Raw genomic sequence first — 20,216 nt, forward strand, 5'->3', positions numbered from 1 at the left:
ATTCTCGCACCCGGACCTTTCTCGAACTGGCAGTGAATTAGAGACCAGCGGTCTCGCTGACGGCGCCGGCGAGTCGGTCCAGAAACGCCGCGTCGTACCCCTCGTCGACGTGGTCGATGTTCCATAGCCCCGATTCGCCGATCTCGCGGCGCGGACTGTCCCGCCCCAGCCAACCGTCGCCTCGGCAGTCGATGGCCTCTTTTCCGTAGTTGCTGACGAGCGCGATCGCGTTCCGCTCGACGGCGGCGCGGTCGCTCTCCGGTCCGGGCTCGTCGTCGATGTCGACCCACAGGAACGGCAGGTCACGGACGTACTCGCTCACGCGACGCTCGTGTTCCAACTCCCCGAGGCGCCGCTCGCGGTCCGCGGTAGACCCCGTTCCCCAGTGCGGATGCTCGTCGCCGAGGCCGTCCCGTTCGATCATCGCCCGGCCGACGTGTTTGCGGAACACCGAGCCCCGGTGATTCCCGCCGCCCTCGTAGCTGCCGCGGTTCGCCCCGCGATGCGTCCGAAGCCGATTCCACAGCGTCGTTCCCGACCCCGCCGACACGGCGTGCGTGCCGACTCGCGTGAGTCGGAGTTGGTCGGTCGCGTCCCGCGTCTCGTCCGTCGCGAAGAAGAAGTAGACCCCTCGATCGGGCCAGTCCATGTGCCCGGTACACTCCTCCAACCGTCGCCTCCCTCCGACGTTCGATTCGAGACGGTCGAGGAGGTCGTAGAGTCGGTCGAGGTCCGAGGCGCGCGACATGTGTCTCCGTTCCGGGGTGACACACAAAACCGCCCGGGCTCTCACGGGCGCACGGCGCCGCGACTAGAACTCGATCCGCTCGCCGTCGTCCGGCACCAGCACGTCGTCCGTCTCCGCGCGGAGCTCCTCGCGCGTCAGCAGGCAGTGGTTGATCGCCTCCATGTGGACCACGGCGACCGCGGCGTCCGTGGCCTCGCGCACGGCGGCGACGTCGTCGACGCCCATCGTGATCGGCTCGCCTCGGTTGAACCGCGCCGCGCCGCCGTTGAGGAGGACGGCGTCGGGGTCGAACGCCGTCAGCGTCTCCGCCACCGGCTCGTACCAGACCGTGTCGCCGGCGATGTACAGCGTCTCGTCGCCGTCGAGGACGAACCCGGAAACCGGCCCCATCTGCTCGGCCAGTTCCCCGTGACCGTGACGGCCGGGGGTCCGATGAACGGCGACCCCGCCGAACGACGCCTCGTCTCCCACCGGCCGCACGTCGGTGAACCCCTCCTCGACGAACGCGTCCGCCTCGGCGGGCTGACAGAACAGGGGCACGTCCGCGTCGAGCGCCTCCCGCGCCGCGTCGTCGAAGTGGTCGGGGTGGCGGTGCGTGACGATCACCGCGTCGTACGACAGGTCCACGTCCGGCATCGGGACGAGCGGGTTCGCGCGGTCGTTCGGCGTGTCGTCGATCGGCGGCAGCGCGCCCTGCTCCGCGAACAGCGGATCGACGAGGAAGGCCGTCTCGCCGACGGTCGCGAGGACGGTCGCGTTGCGGACGAGGGTGACGGTCGGGCCGGAGTCTGTCGACATACCTCCCGTTCGGCGAGGGGCGGGTTGTGGCTTGCGACGGGGGCGATCCGGGCGTCCCGGCCGCCGGACGCCGTCTTCTCGCCGCATCGCACCGCAAACTTATCCGGCGCTCGCCCGACGCATCAATCGGTATGAACGAACGCGCAGCCGCCGTGCGACGACGGGACGTGCTTCGGGCCGGAGCCGCGGCCGGCGTCATCGGGCTCGCGGGCTGTGCGGGCGGGAGCGAGGGTCCGGCATTCGAGGAGGGGTTCGAAGAGGACATCGGCGACTGGGAGTTCGACGCCGCGATCGGTCCCGAAGTCGACATCGAGGACTTCGACTGGGAGGTGTCCTTCTCTCGCGAGGAGGCGGCTAGCGGAACGCAGTCGCTCCGCGTCTGGAACCAGGGCGACTACGACGACGGGGTGACGTGGGCGGTCCACCCGGTCCCGATCGAATCCGGAAGCTCGTACCAGATAGAGGTGAGCGGCCAGTTCTGGAGCGAGTCGGAGTCGTTCAACACGATCCGACACGCCCTGATGCGGCTGGGCCCCGAGCCGCCGTCGACGGAGGAGGAGTTCCCGCAGCCCGGCCTCAACACGACCGAACTCGGCGAGACGCCGTACGGCGGGCTCCGCGACGCGCTGTGGCTCGCCGACGGCTGGCGCGAGTACGCCTTCGAGTGGACGACGCCGGAGCTGTCGACCGACACGCTCTACCTCGCCGTCGGCACGGCCGTGATCTGGGAGGCGGACGCGACGCACTACGTCGACGACCTGTCGGTGCGCGTCGAGACGCGGTGACGCCCTCGTCGCGCGCGCTGCCCCGGTGCGACGGGAGGTGGCGAGCGCGGCCGCTCGTCGTAGTGGGATATCGCCCGCGACACTAACGACCGGTCTCATCTCCGGCGGCGTGCCGCGTCGACCGGGAAACCCTCGTGGCGGGCGGTCGCCTGCGCGGCGACGGGCGGGTCGCGTCAGCGACCGGTGTCGCGCGCCTGGGTTCTCCGCGCTGTCATCGCTCCCATCGGGGAGTACTCGGGCGGGGACTAATGGCGCGCAGTCCATCGTTACGCGGTGTGGGTGTTAAATAGCCCGTTGCTCCGCGGAATCGGCGCGTATCCGAACGCACTTACGTCCCTGTCACGGACCCACGCGCAATGTCTGTACGAGTCGGCATCCTCGGCGCGACGGGCGCCGTGGGCCAGCGGTTCATCCAGTTGCTCGACGACCACCCGACGTTCGACCTCGCCGCGGTCACGGCGAGTTCGGAGAGCGCGGGCGAGACGTACCGCGAGGCGGCCAAGTGGCGCGTCGACACGCCCATCCCGGCGGACGTGGCCGAGATGGAGGTCGCGGAGACGACCCCCGCGGGCATCGCCGACGACGACGTGGACCTCCTCTTCTCGTCGCTCCCCTCGGGGGTCGCCGCCGAGGTCGAGCCCGCGTTCCTCGAAGAGGGGTACGTCGTCTCGTCGAACTCCTCGAACGACCGCATGGCGGCGGACGTGCCGCTCACGATCCCCGAGATCAACCCCGACCACCTCGACCTCATCGAGGTCCAGCGCGACGAGCGCGGCTGGGACGGCGCCCTCGTGAAGAACCCGAACTGCTCGACGATCACGATGGTGCCGACGCTCGCGGCCATCGACGAGTTCGGCTTAGAGAGCGTTCGCGTCTCGACGCTCCAGGCGGTCTCCGGCGCCGGCTACTCGGGCGTCACGTCGATGGAGATCATCGACAACGCCATCCCGCACATCGGCGGCGAGGAGGCGAAGATGGAGACGGAGTCGCGCAAGCTGCTCGGCGAGTTCGACGGCGCCGAGGTCCGGCTTCACGGCGCCGACGTGGCCGCCTCCTGTAACCGGATCCCCACGCTCGACGGCCATCTGGAGAACGTCTTCGCCGAGTTCGCCGCCGACCCCTCCCCGGAGGAGCTCCGCGAGGCGATGCGCTCGTTCGAGGGCGCCGGCGACCTCCCGAGTTCGCCCGACCAGCTGATCAAAGTGTTCGGCGAGGACGAGCCGGAGCGCCCGCAGCCCCGCCTCGACCGCACGTACGCCGACGGGATGGGGATCGTCGCCGGCGGCGTCCAGTCGACCGACGCCGGCGCGAAGTACAACTGCCTCGCGCACAACACGATTCGCGGCGCGGCCGGCGCGTCCCTGCTCAACGGCGAACTGCTCGTCGAGGAAGGGTACGTCTGAGCGACGCCCGCGCCGACCGACACTAACTTCATCCTCCGCGTTTCGTCCGCCGACGCCATGGCAGAACCAAGCGCAAAACGGTCCCTCCGCCGAGGCGTCGCCGTCCTCCTCGTTCCGCTGTCGGGGGCGACGACGCTCCCCGAGTTCGTCGAGTCCGCGCTCCCCGGCATCTCGGATGTCGTCGGTATCGTCCTGTTCGTCGCCGCCGTCGCGTACCTCGTCGCCAGCGTCGGCAGGCAGGTGGCCGCGGCCGCCGACACGCCGCTGTAGTCGGGCGACCGGTCACCCGCGCCGGCGCCTCACTTCCCTTCGAACTCGGGCTCGCCGTCGCCCATGAACGCCGTCATCCCCTCCATGAGGTCGTCGGTGTTCATCACGTGACCGAAGCCCATCGCTTCGACTTCCAGGCCGGCCTCGTTGTCCGTGCGGCCGGCGTGGATCGCGCGCTTCGTGTACTTCTGTGCGATCGGCGGGCCGCCGGCGAGCTGTGCGGCCAGCTCCTGTGCTCGCTCCTCCAGCTCGTCGTCCGGGACGACCTCGTTGACGAAGTCGTACTCGGCCATCGTCTCCGCGTCGTAGCGGTCCGCGGTCAGGATGATCTCCTTCGCGCGCCCCTCGCCGACGATCCGGGCGAGCCGCTGCGTGCCGCCCCAGCCGGGCAGCAGACCCAGGTCGAGCTCGGGCTGGCCGAGCTCTGAGCGCTCGGAGGCGATCCGCATGTCGGCGGCCGTCGCGAGCTCCATCCCGCCGCCGAGGCAGTAGCCGTCGATGGCGGCGATCACGGGTTTGTCGGACTCCTCGAGCTTCCCGAACGTCTGCTGGCCCTGTCGGGAGAGCTCGACCGCGTGGATCGGGTCCGAACCGCCCGCGGCCATGCTCTGGACGTCCGCGCCCGCGGAGAAGGCGCGGTCGCCCGCGCCGGACAGCAGGATCGCTCGCACGTCGTCGTCCGCGTCGAGCCGGTCGATCGCGGTCGAGAGCTCGTCGAGCACCTCGCCGCTTATCGTGTTCATCCGGTGCGGGCGGTCGATCTCGACGCGACCGACCCGGTCGTCGACGCTCACGTTCAACACGTCGTAGTCGGCCGTGTCGTCGCCGCCCTCGGCGTCCCCGCCGCGGAAGCCGCCGGTCTCGGCGGCCTCGCGCAGGTAGTCGGTCGCCTCGTAGCGCGCCTCGCCGGTCTCGTCGGCGAGTTCGTCGAGCGTCTCGACGAGGGCGTCGAGCCCTTCCGCGTCGGCCAGCTTCGCCGGGCCGTCCGGGAAGCCGGCGCCGAGCTTGACGGCCTCGTCGATGTCGTCGGCGTCGGCCACGTCGTTGCCGATCAGCCCGGCCGTCTCGTTGGCCATCACCGCGAGCAGGCGGCGGCTGACCGCCTCGTCGACCGCGTTGGTCGGGATCTGGGCGCCGTCGCCGCCGTCGTAGTCGTAGAACCCCTTGCCGGTCTTCTTGCCGAGGTCCTCTTCTTCGACCTTCTCGGCGAGCATCGGGCAGGGGCGGTAGGCGTCGCCGAGGACCTCGTGCATGTACTCCAGGACGTGATACCCCACGTCGATGCCGACCTGATCGGCGAGTTCGAACGAGCCCATCGGCAGGCCCATGCCGAACTTGGTCGTCGAGTCGACCGTCTCGATGTCGGCGTCGCCGGACTCGACGACCCACGCCGCCTCGTTCATCAGCGGGACGAGGATTCGGTTGACGATGAAGCCGGGACTGTCCTTGCGGACACGGACGGGCGTCTTCCCCATCGACTCCGCGAGGCCCTCGATCAGGTCGAGCGTCTCCTCGGAGGTGTGTTTCCCGGAGATGACCTCGACGAGGTCCATCCGCACCGGCGGGTTGAAGAAGTGCATCCCGCAGAAGCGCTCGGGGCGGTCGGTGACCTCCGAAAGCTCCGTGATCGAGAGGCTGGAGGTGTTAGTGACGAAGACGGCCTCGTCGGGCGCGTGTTCGACGACGTCGTCGTACACGTCCTTCTTGATGGCCATCTTCTCGGGGACGACCTCGACGACCACGTCGGCCCCGTCGAGGGCGTCTTCGAGTTCGACGAACGCGTCGACGCGGTCGAGCGCGGCGTCGGCCTCGTCGTCACCGATTCGGTCCTTCTCGGCGAGCTTGCCGAGCGACCACTCGATCTGGTCGTACCCCTTCTGGACGAGTTCGTCGTTGATGTCGCGCAGCGACACGTCGTAGCCGGCGAGCGCGGCCACCTCCGCGATACCGTGACCCATGTTTCCGGCGCCGAGCACCGTCACGCGCTGGACGTCTTCGAGCTGCATACCTCAGGGTCGGAACCGTCATGATTGAACCTTTCCATCTTCCAAACGCCAAACGCACCGTAAGTTTATTCGGACGGGTCGACGGACGGCGCTCGGAAAGATTCACGCGGGCCGGACCCCTACGGCGCTCCATGGACGACCACGTCGCCGAGACGCTCCGCGCGGACCCGCGGATGGCCGACCTGATCGACCGACACGGCCCGGTCGACGTCGCGCCCGCGGACGACGAGTTCGACCGCATCTGTACCTCCATCGTGAACCAGCAGCTGTCGACCGCGTCGGCGAACGCCATCCGCGAGCGGTTCCTCGACGTGCTCGGCGGCGCCGTGACGCCCGACCGAGTTCTCGCGGCCGACGAGTCGGCCCTGCGCGAGGCCGGACTCAGCGGCACGAAAGTCGAGTACCTGCGGAACGTCGCCGCGGCCTTCCGCGACGACGAGCGCGACCTGACCCGGGAGGGGTTAGCGGGCGTGAGCGACGAGGCGGTCGTCGACCGGCTCACCGAGATTCACGGCGTCGGCGACTGGACCGCGCGGATGTACCTCATCTTCGCGCTCGGCCGCGAGGACGTCCTCCCGCTCGGCGACCTCGCGGTCAGGAAGGGGATAGCGCGGATATACAACGGCGGCGAGGAACTGTCGCGCGCGGAGATGCGCGAGATCGCCGACTCGTGGCGGCCCTACCGGAGCTACGGGACGCGGTACGTCTGGTCCGAGTACGAGTCCTGACCGGCCGGCGCGCGTTATCGGTCTCGGAGGCGGACCTTGTCCGGGTCACAGGAGGGGCAGAGGCGAGCTATTTCGCCCGGGCCCTCCAGAAACGCCTCGCCACAGCGGAGACACTCGCGCTCCCGGTTCCGGTCGAGGCCGCCCCCGCCGCCTCCGCTTCGCCCGCCGCCTTCATTTCGCCCGCCGCCGTCACTTCGCCCGTCACCTCCACCCCCCTCACCGGCCGCACTACGGCTCGGTGACGACGCGTCGCTCGGCTCGGCGGTCGTGCTGGCACTCGGCGCGGTCGTCCGACTCGGACAGTCGTCGCAGATGCGCGTGACGGTTCCGGCGGGCTCGGTGAACCGCTCGTGACACCGGATACAGGTCCGGGTCCGCTCTCGCGTGACGACGTTCATGCGCCCAGGGAGGTAGCGACGTTCATGCTCTCGGGGAGGTGGCGACGTTCATGCGCTCACGGCACCGCCGGCGGGCTTATTGGTTCCGGCTCGTCGCTTCCGGCTCGTCCTCCGCGGGCGACGCGCGGCCGCCGGTCGCCGCCTCCTCGCGGTAGAGCTGGAGGATCTCCTCGAGGAGGACGGCGTGGCGGTCGCCGGGGACGTACTGGTGGTCGATGAAGTCCTCGGCGTCGCTGAAGTTCCCTCTGAGCGCGAGCTTCCGGAGGAACGCGACCGACTCGAAGAACGGCGGCTCGTCGGCCTCCTCGTCGCCGCCGAGTTCCCGCTCCGCCTCGGGAATTACCTCGGCCTCGATCGCGTCGTAATCGATCGTCGCCGGCTCGTACTCGTCGAGGGTCCGCGAGAGCACGTAGTCCGCCGAGAACCGGTAGAACTCGGACTTGCTCTCGAACTGTCCCTCCTCGACGAGCGTCTCGATCTCCTCGACGACCGGCTCGGGAAACCGAACCGTGCTCTTCACCATATGCCGTGCTATTGACACCCGCCGTATTATACCTTCGTCAGACGGTCGCGACGCCCGACGACCGCGGCGTTCGCGGCGTCACTCCTCCTCTAATATCTCGCCCGCCTCGTCGCGCTCCGCCTCGTCCGTGTCGGCGCGCCGCCGGACGTCGACCCGGTAGTCGGTGAGGATGTCGCGGCCGAGGAGCAGCGGGTACTCCATGTGGCCGCGGTCCTCGACGCTGGCGGTGACGGTGTGTTGGTTCCCGCCGATGCCGATGACGAGGTCGACGACGGGGCGCGCCTTCCCGCCCTTCATGCTGCCCGACTTGACGCGGGTCATGCTCTTGATCGGGCCGGCGCCGATCTCGGCGGCCAGCTGGGTGTCGATGCTCGTCCGGGTCGCGCCCGTGTCCGACTTCGCGAGCGCCTGCGTGGAGCCGGAGGTGCCGGTGACGACGACCTCCTCGATGTAGCCGATGTCCGGCTGCTCGGTGGAGGTCGGCTTCGGGGCCGGCGCACAGGAGGGCCGCGAGTCGTCGAGGGTCGCGGCCACGCGCTCGACGGCGTCGTCGTCGACCTCGCCGCCGACCGTCTCGATCGCGAGCTTGGCGATGTACGGGGCGGGGCTGGTCCCGGTGGCCTCGAACAGCCCCTTGAACCCGGCAGTCGGGTTCACCTCCAACACGTACCAGCCGTCGTACCCCTCGACGAGGTCGACGCCGGAGTAGTCGAGCCCCATCACTTCGGCGGCGTAGAGGGCGGTGTCGGCGGCCTCGTCCGGCATGTCGTCGGTGGCGTCCTCGACGGCGCCGCCGAGCGCGACGTTGGTGCGCCAGTCGCCCTCGGGCGCGTAGCGGTACATCGACCCGACTATCTCGTCGCCGACGACGTACACCCGCAGGTCGCGGTGCTTCTCGTCGTCGCGGTCGATGAGCTTCTGGAGGAACGCCTGTCGGTTCCCGACCTTCGGGTTCACGCGCTCGGTGAGGTCGACCTTCCACGTCCCGCCGCCGTGGGTCCCGATGGCGGTCTTGTACACGCCCACGTCACCGAAGCGCTCGCGGCCTTCGTTGAGGCGGTCGTTCGAGAGCGCGAGCAGCGCGTCGGGCACGCGGATGTTCCAGTCGGCGAGCGTCGCCGCGGTCGCGAACTTGTGGATCGACGCCAACACCGCGTTCGGCTCGTTCAGCATCGGCCGGATGCGCTCGAAGGTCGCCGCCAGCCCGAGTAGCTCCGCGGGCTGGTCGGTGTTCGAGAGCAGCAGCCGGTTCGCGATCACGTCGACCGCGGGTTCGACGGACACGTCGCCGTCCTCGACGCTGACCGCGGCGTTCTCCTCGCGGAGCCACACGGGCTCGTGGCCGAGGTCCTCGACCGCGTTACAGATCGCTTTCGTTTCCTTGCTGTTGTGTAGCGACAGCACTCCCACCCGAACCGGATCCGAACTCATGCCAACACCTGCGCAGGGGTTCCTAAAAGGTCGACCGATCGATCCGCCCGGTGACGGCCGGTCGGGGTCGCCATATATATACCCGGTGCCGTGCTCCGGTTTCTCATGAGCGACGACCGGGTGTTCACGTACAACGGCGGCGCTGTGCCGCCCGGCGAGACACAGAACATCCGCTACGGCATCAGCGAGACGTACCTCGGAGACCCGGTGCGGATCCCGGTCACCATCGTCAACGGCGAGCGCGACGGGCCGACCGCGTTCCTCACCGCCGCCGCTCACGGCGACGAACTCAACGGGATCGAGGTCGTCCGAGAGGTCGCCCACGAGTGGGACCTCTCGGAACTCTCGGGGACGTTAGTCTGTCTCCCCGTTCTCAACGTCCCGGGATTCCTCGCCCAACAGCGGTACCTTCCCGTCTACGACCGGGACCTGAACCGGTCGTTCCCCGGCAAACCGGAGTCGACGAGTTCGAAGCGAATGGCCCACCGGATATACGCGAACTTCATCGAGCCCTGCGACTTCGGCCTCGACTTCCACACCTCCACGCGCGGGCGGACGAACATGCTCCACGTCCGCGCCGACATGACCAACGCTGGCGTCCACCGGCTCGCGCTGGCGTTCGGATCGAGCGTGATCATCGACAGCGACGGGCCCGAGGGCACGCTCCGCGGCGAGGCGACGAGCGACGGCATCCCGACGATCACGATCGAGATGGGCGAGGCACACCGGTTCCAGCGCCCGCTGATCGACGACGCGCTCGCCGGGGTTCGGTCCATCTTCGCCGAGTACGGCCTCTTATCGTCCGGCACGGTCCGGTGGCCCGGCTGGCGGACCATCGTCGCCGGCACGGGCGAGAAGACGTGGCTGCGGGCCGACTCCGGGGGGATCGTCGACACTCACTTCGAGAGCGGGTCGCTCGTCCGCGAGGGCGAGCGGATCGCGACGATCACCAACCCGTTCAAGCAGGACGCGGTCGCCGTCGAGGCCCCCTTCACTGGCCTGCTGATCGGGCTCTTGGAGAACCCGGTCGTCTACCCCGGAAACCCGCTCTGTCACCTCGTCGAGATAGACGAGTCGACCCGGCGGGCGATCGAGACCGGCGACGCGCCGAAGCCGGTGGGACAGCCGACGCCGTCCGTCAGCGGCGACTGACTCCCTCGCCGCCGAGCCGCCCCCGGAGCCCGAGCGCGGCGCCGGCGACGACCGCGAGGAACCCGACGAGGAACGCGACCGGCTGGAGCAGCGCTCGCTGGAAGACGACCGGGCCCGGCTCGCGCTCGACCGTGCGCGTCCAGAACTCGTACCGCTCGCCCTCGTACTCGACGACCAGTAGCCCGTCGCCGAGCGTCGGTTCGGCCGGGTACGACAGCGAGTCGACGCGTTCGTCCGGATCTTCGACGCCGAAGCCGCCGTCGGCCGCCTCGCGGGCGCGGTCGAACGCCTCCCGCGCGGCCGGGTCGAGGTCGGCGTGGGCGACGACCGCGCCGTCGTCGATCTCGCTCGGGTCCACCGCCGACCCCGGACCGACCGGCGACTCCGCGGTCACCGGTTGGACCGTGTGCGTGTACGCCGGGTCCGCCGCGCCGACGGAGACGGGGAGGTACAGGGGGTTCGCCATCAGGCAGACGCCGAGCGCGAGGAGCCCGACGACCGCGAGCGGGGTGCGCATGGGCGGGGTTCGACCGCGCGGGTGTTTACCGTTCCGACCGCTTCCGCCTCCCGTCGAACCGCCGCGGCCGCTTCCGCCTCCCATCGAATCGCCGCGGCCGCTCGCTATCGACCGATAGTCCCCTGTCGCGTGATCGGCGCGTCGGGGTCGAGGAGGAACGCCACGACGGTCGCGCCCTCGTCGCCGGCGGTCACGGTCGGCGGCGGGCCCTCGCCGGTCCAGACGACGCTCTCGGTCTCGTCGAGGGCGACGCCGCCGGTCGGCTCCTCGGCGTCGGACTCCCGGTCGCCGACCCCGACCGACCCCTCGAAGACGTACACGTAGGCGTCTCTCCCCTCGATCGCCGGCAGCGTCGCCGCGGCGTCGGCGTCGAGGCGCACGTCGAAGCAGTCGACCGCGTTGCGCACGGTGAACGGGTGGTCGGCGCCGGCGGGCGCGAACACGCGCCGCCACTCGTTCGGCTCGGGATCGGGGAGCGGTCCGTGCTGGATCCCCGGCTCCAAGCCGAGGTCGTGCGGCCGGACGAAGATCTGGAGCATCCGCAGCGGCGGGTCGTCGGCGAGCGTCTCCTCGGCGTGCCAGAAGCCGGCCCCGGCGTTCATCACGAGGAGGCGTTCCGAGTCGGTGACGAGCTCGTTCCCCTCGCGGTCGTCGTGGCGCATCACGCCCGCGGGGACCCACGAGACGATCTCCTCGTCGCGGTGCTGGTGCATCCGGATCAGCGTGCCGGGGTCCATGAACGACTCGACGACCGTCGAGAGCGGACCGTACCCGTGGTCGTCGTGATCCGGGAGGTTTCGGCCCGGGAAGTTGAACCGGGTTCGGAACTTGCCCTGATTCCGGAAGACGTCGGAACGCGGCGCCGGGTGGAGGCCGCGGTCCGTCTCGGAGTGCGCTTCCATTACTAACTGGTAAAATCCGTTCGGTGAAAAGCCGTCCGGTGCCGGGAATCAGCGGCGACGCCCTCTTACTCCCCGCGCCCCGTGTACCGATACCGTGACGACCGTCCTCTCTGACCGCGACCGACGCAAGCGCGACGACCGGCCGGACGGGACGTTCTACGACGCCCCGCGGTTCGTCACACACGCCGACGACGCGTTCTTATCGCGGCTGACAGCGCTGTACGCGTCCGCGATCGAGCCCGGCGACCGCGTCCTCGACGCGATGAGCAGCTGGGTCTCGCACCTCCCGGACGCCGAGTACGACCGAGTCGTCGGCCACGGGCTCAACGAGGCGGAGCTGGCCGAAAACGACCGGCTCGACGAGTTCGTCGTCAGCGATCTCAACGCCGACCAGTCGCTCCCGTTCGCGGACGACGCCTTCGACGTCGTCTGCTGTGCGCTGTCGGTCCAGTACCTCGAGTACCCCGGCCCGACGTTCGCGGAGTTCGCCCGAGTCCTCGCGCCCGGCGGCACGGTAGTCGTCAGCTTCTCGAACCGGATGTTCCCGACGAAGGCCGTCCGCGCGTGGCGGGCCGCCTCGATGGACGAACGCGCCGACCTGGTCGAGCGCTACCTCGACGCCGGCAGGTTCGCGACCGTCGACCGGATCGCGGAACGCCCCGGCGGGGACCCGTTCTACGCCGTGGTGGGGAAACTTCGGTGACTCCCCGCCGGATCGCGGTCGCGGCCTTCGACCTCTCGCTCGCCGTGACGCTCGGCGCGGCCGCACGGCTCACGCACGTGCTGTGGTACCGGACCTTCGAGACGAGCGTCGCCGTCGATCTCGCCGGGTCGGCCGCCATGGGCCTCGTCTTCGGGGTCGGCCACGTCCTCGTCGCCTCCGGCGACCGCGTCCTCGGCCCGGCCGGCCGCGACGCCGACTCGTGGGTGTTACGCCCCCGCCGAGTGACGCTTTCCGCCGCGGTCGGATTCCTGTGTCACGCCGGCGTCGCGCCAGCGTTCACTCCCTTCGGACTCGCGCCCGGCGGCGTCAACACCGTGCTGGCGGCCGCCGGCGTCCTCGTCGGTCTCTGGTCGCTCGCCGTCCGCCGGACCGCGCGGTAGGGCCCTCGTCGAGAGGGCGCGGGACCGAGGCGGTCCGTTCAGTCCGCGGTGGGTGACTCGGCCGCCTCCAAGCCGGACCCGCTCGGCGGTCGGAGGAGGAACACCGCCAGCCCCGCGGCGATCGCGAGGCCGCCCCCGAGCGCGAAGGTGGGAGTCCACCCCAGCGTCGCGACGAGGTAGCCGGCGACGGTGCCGGCGAAGACGCCGCCGCCGACCTTCGCGGTGTACAACACGGCGTAGTTGCCGGAGGAGTTGGCCGCCCCGTAGTAGTCCGTGAGCAGCGACGGGAAGTAGACGAAAAGCGGCGAGGAGAAGAACATCGCCCCGAGGACGAACGCGACGAAGACGGCGCCGTTCCCCGTCTGGCCCGCGCCGATGAGTCCGATTCGGAAGAGCCCGGCGAGCAGGAACGAGCCGGCCATCACGCGCTTGCGGTCGAACCGGTCGGTCGCCTCGCCGAGGACCAGCCGCGAGACCCCCGCCGCGACGGGCAGGAGGGTCGCCGAGAGCGTCGCGACGAGCGCCGCGAGGCCGAAGTTCTCCGCGAACCGGACCACGTTCGCGATGACGAGGAGGTCGGCGCCCGCCATCGCGACGAACATCGCGTACAGGAGCCAGAACTGCCACGTCGACAGCATCTCGCGCGAGGAGTAGTCGCGGCCGCGGATCGAGGCCGCGAGGCCGTCGTCGCCCCCGCCGCTCTCAGCGTCGTCGCCGTTCCCGCCGTCCTCGTGGCGGTCCAGCCAGTCCGTCGGCGGGTCCCGGAGGAGGAAGGACCCGACGAGCGTCACGACCAAGATCCCGATCCCGATGTTTCGGAGCACGTCGCCGTACGCCGCCACCGTCGCGTTCGCTCGGACGTACGGGACGACCAGCGCGCTTCCGGCGGCGAACGCCATCGTCCCGACGCCGGTCGTCAACCCGGTCCGGTCGGGGAACCACTTGACCGCGGTGTTGACCGCGACGGTGTAGACGATGCCGACGCCGATCGCGCCCAGCGAGTAGAGCAGGTACAGCTGCCAGAGGGTCGTCGCGTACGCGAGGCCGATGTATCCCCCGCCCGCGAGCAGCGCCGCGAGGAACGTGAGCGCGCCCGGCCCTCGCCTGTCGCGCCACTTTCCCGCGGGGAACTGCGAGAGCGACTGGAACACCACGTAAAACGAGAACACCGCGCCGAGCGCCGGCAGCGCGATGTCGAGGCCCTCCGAGAGCGCGGGCGATATCGACGACCACACGTACTGGTACGGGCTCACCGCCGCCATCATCCCGGCCGCGGCCGCGATCTGCCACCACCGAGAGAAACCGAGGATGTCGGCGGCGCGGCCTGCGTAGTCGACGCCGTCGCGCGGCTCCTCGGCGTCGGACTCGGCCTGACCGCCGCCCGGCTCGCCGTTCTCGGCTGAGCCGGCGCCTCCGGCTGAGTCGGCGCCTCCGCCTGAGTCGGCGCTTCCGGTCCGGTCGTCGGATCGCTCCTCACCCATCGTCGTCGGTCGGTCGCGTGCTGGTTGGCCGTGACATGTCGTGTGCCCTCCGGGTCACGCGAGCCCCGATCGACCGGGACTCGCTCGTCTCGTTTCTACTCATCGCACTCGTCGATTAAAACGCGTCGTTGCGGTCGTTCTTGCTTCGATCCGCCGACTCGACCGCGGGCGTCGTTTCGTCGGAGTGCGACGCGCGGACTCGTTAAGTGGGTCGGACCCCAACGATCGGTGTGACTGACGTAGGCATCGTCGGTGCGGGCGCCGGGGCGGCCGCGGCGGCGTTCGTCATCGACAGAACCGTGCCCGACGTGGACGTGACCGTCTTAGAGAAGTCCGGCGGGCTGTGCGGGCGCGCCGCGACCCGTCGCCACGGGGATCTCACGTACGACTACGGGGCGAACTACCTGAAGAGCGACGACGACCGCGTCGTCGAACTGATCACCGAGACGCTCGACGACGAGGGGCTCGTCGACGTGACGGAGCCGGTGTACACCTTCGACGCCGACGGGTCGGTGTCGCCGGGGCGCGACGCCGACGAGCACAAGTGGAGCTACCGGCGCGGTCTCACGCAGATCGCGAAGCGGCTGTTCGGCCGGACCGACGCGACGATCTACCGCCGGACTCGCGTCGAGACGGTCCGGCGGCTCGGAGCGGCCGAGGGCGACCGCGACGACGATCGGTGGGAACTCGACGACGCGGACGGGGAGACCCACGGACCGTTCGACGTCCTCCTGTTGAACCCGCCGGCTCCGCAGACGACGGAGCTCCTCCGGACGGCGGAGTGGGACGCCCCGCTCCGCGAGACGCTCGTCGAGGCGGTCGGCGACGTCGCGTACGGCAGCGTCTGGACCGCGGTGTTGCACTACCCGTTCGCGATCGACGTCCCGTACTACGCGCTCGTCAACACCGACAAGGAGCACGCGGTCGGTTGGATCTCCCGGGAGGAGTGTAAAGCGGGGCACGTGCCCGACGGCGAGACGCTGCTCGTCGTCCAGGCCGGCGGCGCGTGGTCGACGGCCCACTACGACGACGACCCGGCCGAGAACGTCGCCGCGCTCGCGGCCCACACCGCCGAGATACTCGACGACGAACGGCTCGCCGACCCGGCGTGGACCGATCATCAGGGGTGGCGGTACGCGCAGCCCGAGGGCGGCGTCGACCGCGGTCCGGTCGACTCGGCGCGCGAGGCGGGGCTGTACCTGCTCGGCGACTGGGTCGCCGGCGAGGGACGCCTCCACGCGGCGATAGCGAACGGGCTCGACGCGGGCGAGCGCGTCGCGTACAACGTCTAGAAAACGGTCGGGCCGGCGTCGCGGACGCGACGCGAGCCCCTTTTGAAAATCAGTTCGGTGCGGCCGGGCGGACGCCCGGCGGCTATCGGTTCAGTTCGTCGTGATGCGGTACTCGACGGTGCCCAGCCCGGGGAGCGTCAGCGTTCGGACTCGACCGCTGCGCCGGCGCAGGGTGCGCAGGACGGACCGCGAGAGGGCCCCGAGCGCGACGGTGCCGGTCAGGAAGGCGACCGTCGCCACGGGGTACGCGAGCGCGACGAACGGGACGATGACGAGCGCCAGGTACGCGAGCGTCCCGAGCGGAGTGCGAGGTGCGGGCGGCGACGCGGAGCTGATCTGTCGGTGCCGCTCCGTCGTGGTGAGAGAGCCTTGGTTCATACTACATCCTACACGCCCCGTTGACTAAAACCTTTCACATTCCAAATAGGTTTTGAGGAATGCTACCAATAACCATACACAGAGAGCATCTGAAACGGTTGTTCATGGAGTGTAAGGAGTACCATGTCACTTGTTCCTATGATTCTCATATTTCTTTTACTTCGGGTGTTCTCGGCCGCTTTCGTGTCCGGCTCGGGTGGGTGCGATCGGCGGCCTTCGGAACGCTCGTCGTGGCCCGGACGACTCGCCAATACTTTTATTTCGATCGAGAGATGTGTGTAGATACGGACAGACAGACGATGACACTCGACACTCCAACCACCGATCCAGCGGTCGTCGTTTCGGCGCCGGAGCGCAGGCGCGCGGTCGCCGGCCTCGCCGACGGGGCCGTCGAGACGGTCGCGGATCTTCGCGTTCGCGGGCGGGCCGACGAGATCGCCGCCGAACTCCGCGAGACGCACCTGCCGGCGCTAGAGGAGGCCGGCTACATCGAGTGGGACCGAGAGGCCGGGACCATCGAGCCCGGTCCGAACTTCGAGGAGGCGGCGGCCCACGTCGACGACCTCCCGATGCCGAAGCCCTCCGACGACTGACCGGGTCGGTCGCCCGACCGGTCGCGGACGCCCTCCCGACGCCCTCCCGACGCCCTCCCGACACCACGCCCCTTCTGGCGCCGACGCGAGGCGTCACCGCCGCCGCGGCCCGAGACGTTTATGCCGGGGCGCAGGCGACACCCGACAGCGATGGCCGAGCCGATCCTGAAGTGGGCGGGCGGGAAGCGGCAGCTCCTCGACGAGCTGTACGCCCGGTTCCCGGCCTCCTTTAGCCGGTACCACGAGCCGTTCGTCGGCGGCGGCGCCGTGTTCTTCGACCTGGAACCGCCTCGCGCGACGGTCAACGACGCGAACCCGCGGCTCGTGAACTTCTACGAGCAGGTCCGCGACCGGCCCGACGAGCTGATCGCGCGGCTGGCGTCGTTCGACGACCCCGAGAGCGACCCCGACCCCGACCTGCCGTACGACGAGGAGACCGCGCGCGGCCGCGACGTGGACGCCTACTACTACCAGCAGCGCGCGCGGTTCAACCGCCGGCCGTACGAGGGGGAGTTCGACCCGCTGGAGGAGGCGGCCCTCCTCTTGTACCTCAACCGGACCTGCTACAACGGGCTCTACCGCGAGAACGCGGACGGCGGGTTCAACGTCCCTATCGGCCGGTACGCCGACCCCGACTGGGTCCAGCGCGACCGGATCCGACGCGCCAGCGACCTGCTCGACGCCGCCGAGGTCCGGAACGACGACTTCGCGTACGTCCTCGACGCAGCCGACCCGGGCGACCTGGTCTACTTCGACCCGCCGTACGAGCCGATGAGCGCGACGGCGAACTTCAACGAGTACAGCGCGTCCGGCTTCGACCGCGAGGACCAGCGCCGCCTGCTCGACGCGGCGAGCGACCTCGACGACGCCGGCGTCTGGGTCGTGCTCTCGAACAGCGGCGTGATGTACGACGCGTACGTCGACGCGGGCTTCCGCGTCGACCGCGAGGACGCGACCCGCGCGATCAACAGCGACGCCGCGAACCGTGACGCGGTCGACGAGATCGTCGCGACGAACGTCCCGCCCGCGGAGCGCGGCACGGACGGCCAGCGAGAACTCCCCGATTTCTGAGTCGACGGATCCGCGCGGACCGCGATGGCGCGGAGACGGCGGGCCCGCGCGGTCGTCGGACCGCGACGTTGGGGCGGGCTTTTTGGCCTCCCCCGCCGACGGCTCGCGTATGACCGATCTCGACATCGACCTCGTCCTCGTGCCGGTCGACGGCAGCGAGGAGTCACACGAGGCCGTCGACTACGCCATCGCCGTCGCGAGCGAGTACGGCGCCAGCGTCCACGCGCTGTACGTTCTCGACGAGGAAGTCGTCCGCGCCATCGACCACGGCGTCGTCGACGAGAGCGAGGTGGCCGACGACTCGGAGGCGTTCACCGACTCGGTCGCCCGACGGGCGGAGGCGGCCGGCGTCTCTCACAGCAACTCCATCGCCTACGGGTTCTCCACGTCGGTGAAGACGGTCCATCCCGGGAGCGTCGTCCTCGACACCGCCGAGGAGCTGGAGTCCGACTTCATCGTCGTCCCGCGCGAGCCGGTCTCCGGCGACCCCGGCGAGGTGCTGGGGAAGGCCGCGGAGTACGTCCTCCTGTACGCGAGCCAGCCCGTGTTGTCCGTCTGATGGTCGGCGGCCTCCTCCCGGCGGGAACGACGCTGCCGCCCGCGCCCTACGTTCTCGTCGTCCTGCTCGCCGCGGGCGGGGTCGTCGCCGCGCTCCGCCGCCGACGGCCGCGCGTCACGGCCCGGCGCGTGCTCGCGCTCGCCCCGTGGATGGCGCTCGGCTCCGCGGCGCACGTCCTCTACGTCGTCGACGCGCTCCCGGCCCGCCTCGCGCCGCTGGCCGGCTCGCCGACCGTCTACCTCACGGTGGGGTCGCTGGCGGGCGCGGCGTGGCTCGCCGCCGACGCCGCCCGCCCGGACCGGGTCGCGGCGACCGTCGCGGGCGTCGGCGTCGTCCTGCTCGTTCCCGTCGTCGCGGTCGCGTTCGGGACCGGGCTCTCGCCCGTCGGCGCGCGCTGGTCGCTGATCGCGCTCGCGCTCACGGTCCCGGTCGCCGGCGCCGCGTGGGCCGGCCTGCTCCGGCTCCGCCCCGAGACCGCGGTCACGGGGAGCGTCGGCGCGCTCGCGGTGTTCGGCCACGCGCTCGACGGCGTCTCGACCGCGGTGGGGACGACGCAACTCGGCTTCGGCGAGCGGACGCCCGTGTCCCGGATCCTGCTGGAGCTCGGCGGCATCCCGCCGGTACCGGTGCTCGGCGAGGGGTGGGTGTTCCTCCTCGTGAAGCTCGCGGTCGCGACCGCCGTGACGTGGCTGTTCGCGGCGTACGTCCGCGAGACGCCGGCCGAGGGGTACCTCCTCCTCGGCTTCGTCGCGGCGATGGGGCTCGGTCCGGCGGCGCACAACCTCCTCCTGTTCTCCGTGGCGGCGTGAGGAGCGGGTCCCGAGCGGCGCGCTCCCGGTCGCCTCACAGGACCGCCAGCGCGAACGCGACCGTGACGCCGGCGAGCAGGACGGCCTGTACGAACGCGCTGGCGAGGGCGCCGACCACCGCGTAGGCCGCCTGCCGAGCGGCCTCGCGCGTGTCGCCGTCGCGCTCGTTCAGGGCGGCGAGGAAGACGGTGCCGCCCAGTCCGACGACGAGTCCGATCGGGCCGAGCGGGATCAGGAGCACGATTCCCACCAGCGTCCCGACGGCGACGGTCCGGGTCGACGCGCCGCCGAGCCGCCCGGAGACCATTCCCGACGCGACGTCCGCGGCGGAAGCGAGCAGCGAGACGACGACGAGCGCGACCACCGCGACGAGGCTCGGCTCCGTGAACCCGGTGGTGTACGCGTAGCCGACGACGGTCAGCGCCGCGAGGGCGCCGCCCGGCACGAGCGGGACGAACGAGCTGGCCGTCCAGACGACGAGCAGCGCGATCGCCAGTCCGGCCGCGGGGGTCACCATACGGACCGCACGCTACGTGCGCTGAAAACACTTCACCTCGATCGGCCCGGCGGGGACCGGTCCGCCGACGCCGTCAGTCCTCTTCCTCGACGACTTCCGGGTCCTCGATGGCCGACTGGAGGGAGTCGATACCGTTGACCCACTCGGAGACGAGCCCGTACTCGAGGTCCTCGACGAGGTCGATGTCGAGCGGCTCGCCGTCGATGACGCGGGTGCCGGCCTGAACGACGTAGCCGAGGGCGGCGTCGAGGTCGTCCTCGGCCTCCGCCTCGGCGGCCGCGCGGACGAACTCGGCAACGTCACCCTCGACGACGCCCCCGACGACGTACTCCTCGGCGGCGTAGAACACGGGGACGAGCGAGGTCTGGACGCCGTCGATCAGCATGACCTTGTCCTCGTCGTCGAACTCGACGTCGGCGAGGACGATCTCGCGGATGTCGCGGATCTCATCGACCGCGCGCTCCTCGTCGACGCGCTCCTCGTCGAACGCGGCGAGCACCTTCGCCACCGCGATCGCCGCGTCGTCTTGGAGGTTCAAGAGGAGCCGCGCGGAGTCCTCGTTTTCCGGGTCGAGGTCTTCTTCGGCCAGCCGGTCGAGCCAGTTCTGCCAGCGTTCGTCGGTATAGAACGTTTCAACGGCGTCGTCGTCGGTCATGTGCTATCCGTCGCCCGGACTACTCAAATGCCTTTCCTATCGATCGCCGCCCGATATCGCGTCTCACCCGCCCGAACTCCGCGTTCGAGGCCCATC

The 20,216-nt window shown here is 70.3% G+C and carries 24 protein-coding genes; 12 read left to right on the top strand and 12 right to left on the bottom strand.

Features of this window, described 5'->3' with window-relative positions; genetic code table 11:
• Positions 1–37: 37 nt before the first annotated feature.
• Positions 38–748, bottom strand: coding sequence for a GIY-YIG domain-containing protein (locus ABDZ89_RS15005; RefSeq protein ID WP_343780418.1), 711 nt, complete (start codon positions 746–748; stop codon positions 38–40).
• A gap of 63 nt (positions 749–811) precedes the next feature.
• Positions 812–1,546, bottom strand: a complete 735-nt coding sequence (locus ABDZ89_RS15010) for an MBL fold metallo-hydrolase (RefSeq protein WP_343780419.1) — start codon at positions 1,544–1,546, stop codon at positions 812–814.
• 131 nt (positions 1,547–1,677) lie between these two features.
• On the opposite strand from ABDZ89_RS15010, the gene ABDZ89_RS15015 reads away from it, so the two are divergent.
• From ABDZ89_RS15015 to ABDZ89_RS15025, 3 genes are all read left to right on the top strand, one after another.
• Positions 1,678–2,331, top strand: a complete 654-nt coding sequence (locus tag ABDZ89_RS15015; RefSeq protein WP_343780420.1) for a hypothetical protein — start codon at positions 1,678–1,680, stop codon at positions 2,329–2,331.
• 356 nt (positions 2,332–2,687) lie between these two features.
• Entirely contained in the window at positions 2,688–3,734 is a 1,047-nt protein-coding gene (gene asd, locus ABDZ89_RS15020) for an aspartate-semialdehyde dehydrogenase (RefSeq protein WP_343780421.1), read from the top strand.
• 57 nt (positions 3,735–3,791) lie between these two features.
• Positions 3,792–4,004 (top strand): hypothetical protein, encoded by a 213-nt coding sequence (locus ABDZ89_RS15025; RefSeq protein ID WP_343780423.1) that lies wholly within the window; start codon positions 3,792–3,794, stop codon positions 4,002–4,004.
• Between the two features lie 29 nt (positions 4,005–4,033).
• Here the strand turns inward: ABDZ89_RS15025 and ABDZ89_RS15030 are convergent, their stop codons facing one another.
• Positions 4,034–6,010 (bottom strand): 3-hydroxyacyl-CoA dehydrogenase/enoyl-CoA hydratase family protein, encoded by a 1,977-nt coding sequence (locus ABDZ89_RS15030; RefSeq protein ID WP_343780424.1) that lies wholly within the window; start codon positions 6,008–6,010, stop codon positions 4,034–4,036.
• A 131-nt stretch (positions 6,011–6,141) separates the two neighbouring features.
• On the opposite strand from ABDZ89_RS15030, the gene ABDZ89_RS15035 reads away from it, so the two are divergent.
• Entirely contained in the window at positions 6,142–6,738 is a 597-nt protein-coding gene (locus tag ABDZ89_RS15035) for a DNA-3-methyladenine glycosylase family protein (protein ID WP_343780425.1), read from the top strand.
• Between the two features lie 14 nt (positions 6,739–6,752).
• On the opposite strand, the gene ABDZ89_RS15040 is transcribed toward ABDZ89_RS15035, so the two are convergent.
• The 3 genes from ABDZ89_RS15040 to ABDZ89_RS15050 form a co-directional block, all read right to left on the bottom strand.
• Entirely contained in the window at positions 6,753–7,136 is a 384-nt protein-coding gene (locus tag ABDZ89_RS15040) for a hypothetical protein (protein WP_343780427.1), read from the bottom strand.
• 76 nt (positions 7,137–7,212) lie between these two features.
• The gene (locus tag ABDZ89_RS15045) at positions 7,213–7,659 is read right to left on the bottom strand and encodes a ribbon-helix-helix domain-containing protein (protein ID WP_343780429.1); all 447 of its coding nucleotides are present in this window, start codon (positions 7,657–7,659) and stop codon (positions 7,213–7,215) included.
• Positions 7,660–7,737: 78 nt separating this feature from the next.
• Positions 7,738–9,090, bottom strand: a complete 1,353-nt coding sequence (locus ABDZ89_RS15050; protein ID WP_343780430.1) for a putative ATP-dependent zinc protease — start codon at positions 9,088–9,090, stop codon at positions 7,738–7,740.
• 105 nt (positions 9,091–9,195) lie between these two features.
• Between ABDZ89_RS15050 and ABDZ89_RS15055 the strand changes: the two genes are divergently transcribed.
• The gene (locus ABDZ89_RS15055) at positions 9,196–10,242 is read left to right on the top strand and encodes a succinylglutamate desuccinylase/aspartoacylase family protein (RefSeq protein ID WP_343780432.1); all 1,047 of its coding nucleotides are present in this window, start codon (positions 9,196–9,198) and stop codon (positions 10,240–10,242) included.
• Here ABDZ89_RS15055 and ABDZ89_RS15060 read toward each other — a convergent pair.
• Together ABDZ89_RS15060 and ABDZ89_RS15065 are read right to left on the bottom strand one after the other, a co-directional pair.
• Complete coding sequence (locus tag ABDZ89_RS15060) at positions 10,229–10,759, bottom strand: DUF7979 domain-containing protein (RefSeq protein ID WP_343780434.1); 531 nt, start codon at positions 10,757–10,759, stop codon at positions 10,229–10,231. The genes ABDZ89_RS15055 and ABDZ89_RS15060 overlap by 14 nt on opposite strands.
• A gap of 104 nt (positions 10,760–10,863) precedes the next feature.
• Positions 10,864–11,661 (bottom strand): pirin family protein, encoded by a 798-nt coding sequence (locus ABDZ89_RS15065; protein WP_343780436.1) that lies wholly within the window; start codon positions 11,659–11,661, stop codon positions 10,864–10,866.
• 94 nt (positions 11,662–11,755) lie between these two features.
• Here ABDZ89_RS15065 and ABDZ89_RS15070 point away from each other — a divergent pair, with 94 nt between their 5' ends.
• On the top strand, positions 11,756–12,364 hold the full coding sequence (locus ABDZ89_RS15070) for a class I SAM-dependent methyltransferase (RefSeq protein ID WP_343780438.1): 609 nt from the start codon (positions 11,756–11,758) through the stop codon (positions 12,362–12,364).
• Entirely contained in the window at positions 12,361–12,765 is a 405-nt protein-coding gene (locus ABDZ89_RS15075) for a hypothetical protein (protein ID WP_343780440.1), read from the top strand. Before ABDZ89_RS15070 ends, ABDZ89_RS15075 begins: the two co-directional genes overlap by 4 nt.
• Before the next feature lie 38 nt (positions 12,766–12,803).
• On the opposite strand, the gene ABDZ89_RS15080 is transcribed toward ABDZ89_RS15075, so the two are convergent.
• On the bottom strand, positions 12,804–14,246 hold the full coding sequence (locus ABDZ89_RS15080; protein WP_343780442.1) for an OFA family MFS transporter: 1,443 nt from the start codon (positions 14,244–14,246) through the stop codon (positions 12,804–12,806).
• 230 nt (positions 14,247–14,476) lie between these two features.
• Here ABDZ89_RS15080 and ABDZ89_RS15085 point away from each other — a divergent pair, with 230 nt between their 5' ends.
• Entirely contained in the window at positions 14,477–15,538 is a 1,062-nt protein-coding gene (locus tag ABDZ89_RS15085; RefSeq protein ID WP_343780444.1) for an NAD(P)/FAD-dependent oxidoreductase, read from the top strand.
• A 90-nt stretch (positions 15,539–15,628) separates the two neighbouring features.
• Here ABDZ89_RS15085 and ABDZ89_RS15090 read toward each other — a convergent pair whose 3' ends face one another.
• A complete protein-coding gene (locus ABDZ89_RS15090) occupies positions 15,629–15,916 on the bottom strand; it encodes a hypothetical protein (RefSeq protein WP_343780446.1) in 288 nt (95 codons plus the stop codon).
• A gap of 299 nt (positions 15,917–16,215) precedes the next feature.
• Between ABDZ89_RS15090 and ABDZ89_RS15095 the strand changes: the two genes are divergently transcribed.
• The 4 genes from ABDZ89_RS15095 to ABDZ89_RS15110 all read left to right on the top strand — a co-directional run bounded on the left by ABDZ89_RS15095 (position 16,216) and on the right by ABDZ89_RS15110 (position 18,948).
• On the top strand, positions 16,216–16,509 hold the full coding sequence (locus ABDZ89_RS15095) for a DUF7344 domain-containing protein (RefSeq protein WP_343780448.1): 294 nt from the start codon (positions 16,216–16,218) through the stop codon (positions 16,507–16,509).
• A 150-nt stretch (positions 16,510–16,659) separates the two neighbouring features.
• Positions 16,660–17,580, top strand: a complete 921-nt coding sequence (locus tag ABDZ89_RS15100) for a DNA adenine methylase (RefSeq protein ID WP_343780449.1) — start codon at positions 16,660–16,662, stop codon at positions 17,578–17,580.
• Positions 17,581–17,689: 109 nt separating this feature from the next.
• Positions 17,690–18,139 carry a universal stress protein gene (locus ABDZ89_RS15105; protein ID WP_343780450.1) on the top strand — a complete coding sequence of 150 codons (450 nt, stop codon included), beginning with the start codon at positions 17,690–17,692 and terminating at the stop codon, positions 18,137–18,139.
• On the top strand, positions 18,139–18,948 hold the full coding sequence (locus ABDZ89_RS15110) for a DUF63 family protein (protein ID WP_343780452.1): 810 nt from the start codon (positions 18,139–18,141) through the stop codon (positions 18,946–18,948). Before ABDZ89_RS15105 ends, ABDZ89_RS15110 begins: the two co-directional genes overlap by 1 nt.
• 34 nt (positions 18,949–18,982) lie before the next feature.
• Here ABDZ89_RS15110 and ABDZ89_RS15115 read toward each other — a convergent pair whose 3' ends face one another.
• Positions 18,983–19,465, bottom strand: coding sequence for a DUF456 domain-containing protein (locus ABDZ89_RS15115; RefSeq protein WP_343780453.1), 483 nt, complete (start codon positions 19,463–19,465; stop codon positions 18,983–18,985).
• Positions 19,466–19,538: 73 nt separating this feature from the next.
• Complete coding sequence (locus ABDZ89_RS15120) at positions 19,539–20,120, bottom strand: DUF2150 family protein (RefSeq protein ID WP_343780454.1); 582 nt, start codon at positions 20,118–20,120, stop codon at positions 19,539–19,541.
• Positions 20,121–20,216: the final 96 nt, after the last annotated feature.

The sequence above is a fragment of the Halorubrum ejinorense genome (assembly GCF_039522565.1).
Lineage (GTDB): Archaea > Halobacteriota > Halobacteria > Halobacteriales > Haloferacaceae > Halorubrum > Halorubrum ejinorense.

What these genes read in the sequence shown, in the direction of transcription:
- ABDZ89_RS15005 (WP_343780418.1), bottom strand. Translation starts at nt 748, where the DNA reads ATGTCGCGCGCCTCGGACCTCGACCGACTCTACGACCTCCTCGACCGT.
- ABDZ89_RS15010 (WP_343780419.1), bottom strand. Translation starts at nt 1,546, where the DNA reads ATGTCGACAGACTCCGGCCCGACCGTCACCCTCGTCCGCAACGCGACC.
- ABDZ89_RS15015 (WP_343780420.1), top strand. Translation starts at nt 1,678, where the DNA reads ATGAACGAACGCGCAGCCGCCGTGCGACGACGGGACGTGCTTCGGGCC.
- asd (WP_343780421.1), top strand. Translation starts at nt 2,688, where the DNA reads ATGTCTGTACGAGTCGGCATCCTCGGCGCGACGGGCGCCGTGGGCCAG.
- ABDZ89_RS15025 (WP_343780423.1), top strand. Translation starts at nt 3,792, where the DNA reads ATGGCAGAACCAAGCGCAAAACGGTCCCTCCGCCGAGGCGTCGCCGTC.
- ABDZ89_RS15030 (WP_343780424.1), bottom strand. Translation starts at nt 6,010, where the DNA reads ATGCAGCTCGAAGACGTCCAGCGCGTGACGGTGCTCGGCGCCGGAAAC.
- ABDZ89_RS15035 (WP_343780425.1), top strand. Translation starts at nt 6,142, where the DNA reads ATGGACGACCACGTCGCCGAGACGCTCCGCGCGGACCCGCGGATGGCC.
- ABDZ89_RS15040 (WP_343780427.1), bottom strand. Translation starts at nt 7,136, where the DNA reads ATGAACGTCGTCACGCGAGAGCGGACCCGGACCTGTATCCGGTGTCAC.
- ABDZ89_RS15045 (WP_343780429.1), bottom strand. Translation starts at nt 7,659, where the DNA reads ATGGTGAAGAGCACGGTTCGGTTTCCCGAGCCGGTCGTCGAGGAGATC.
- ABDZ89_RS15050 (WP_343780430.1), bottom strand. Translation starts at nt 9,090, where the DNA reads ATGAGTTCGGATCCGGTTCGGGTGGGAGTGCTGTCGCTACACAACAGC.
- ABDZ89_RS15055 (WP_343780432.1), top strand. Translation starts at nt 9,196, where the DNA reads ATGAGCGACGACCGGGTGTTCACGTACAACGGCGGCGCTGTGCCGCCC.
- ABDZ89_RS15060 (WP_343780434.1), bottom strand. Translation starts at nt 10,759, where the DNA reads ATGCGCACCCCGCTCGCGGTCGTCGGGCTCCTCGCGCTCGGCGTCTGC.
- ABDZ89_RS15065 (WP_343780436.1), bottom strand. Translation starts at nt 11,661, where the DNA reads ATGGAAGCGCACTCCGAGACGGACCGCGGCCTCCACCCGGCGCCGCGT.
- ABDZ89_RS15080 (WP_343780442.1), bottom strand. Translation starts at nt 14,246, where the DNA reads ATGGGTGAGGAGCGATCCGACGACCGGACCGGAAGCGCCGACTCAGGC.
- ABDZ89_RS15090 (WP_343780446.1), bottom strand. Translation starts at nt 15,916, where the DNA reads ATGAACCAAGGCTCTCTCACCACGACGGAGCGGCACCGACAGATCAGC.
- ABDZ89_RS15095 (WP_343780448.1), top strand. Translation starts at nt 16,216, where the DNA reads ATGACACTCGACACTCCAACCACCGATCCAGCGGTCGTCGTTTCGGCG.
- ABDZ89_RS15100 (WP_343780449.1), top strand. Translation starts at nt 16,660, where the DNA reads ATGGCCGAGCCGATCCTGAAGTGGGCGGGCGGGAAGCGGCAGCTCCTC.
- ABDZ89_RS15105 (WP_343780450.1), top strand. Translation starts at nt 17,690, where the DNA reads ATGACCGATCTCGACATCGACCTCGTCCTCGTGCCGGTCGACGGCAGC.
- ABDZ89_RS15110 (WP_343780452.1), top strand. Translation starts at nt 18,139, where the DNA reads ATGGTCGGCGGCCTCCTCCCGGCGGGAACGACGCTGCCGCCCGCGCCC.
- ABDZ89_RS15115 (WP_343780453.1), bottom strand. Translation starts at nt 19,465, where the DNA reads ATGGTGACCCCCGCGGCCGGACTGGCGATCGCGCTGCTCGTCGTCTGG.
- ABDZ89_RS15120 (WP_343780454.1), bottom strand. Translation starts at nt 20,120, where the DNA reads ATGACCGACGACGACGCCGTTGAAACGTTCTATACCGACGAACGCTGG.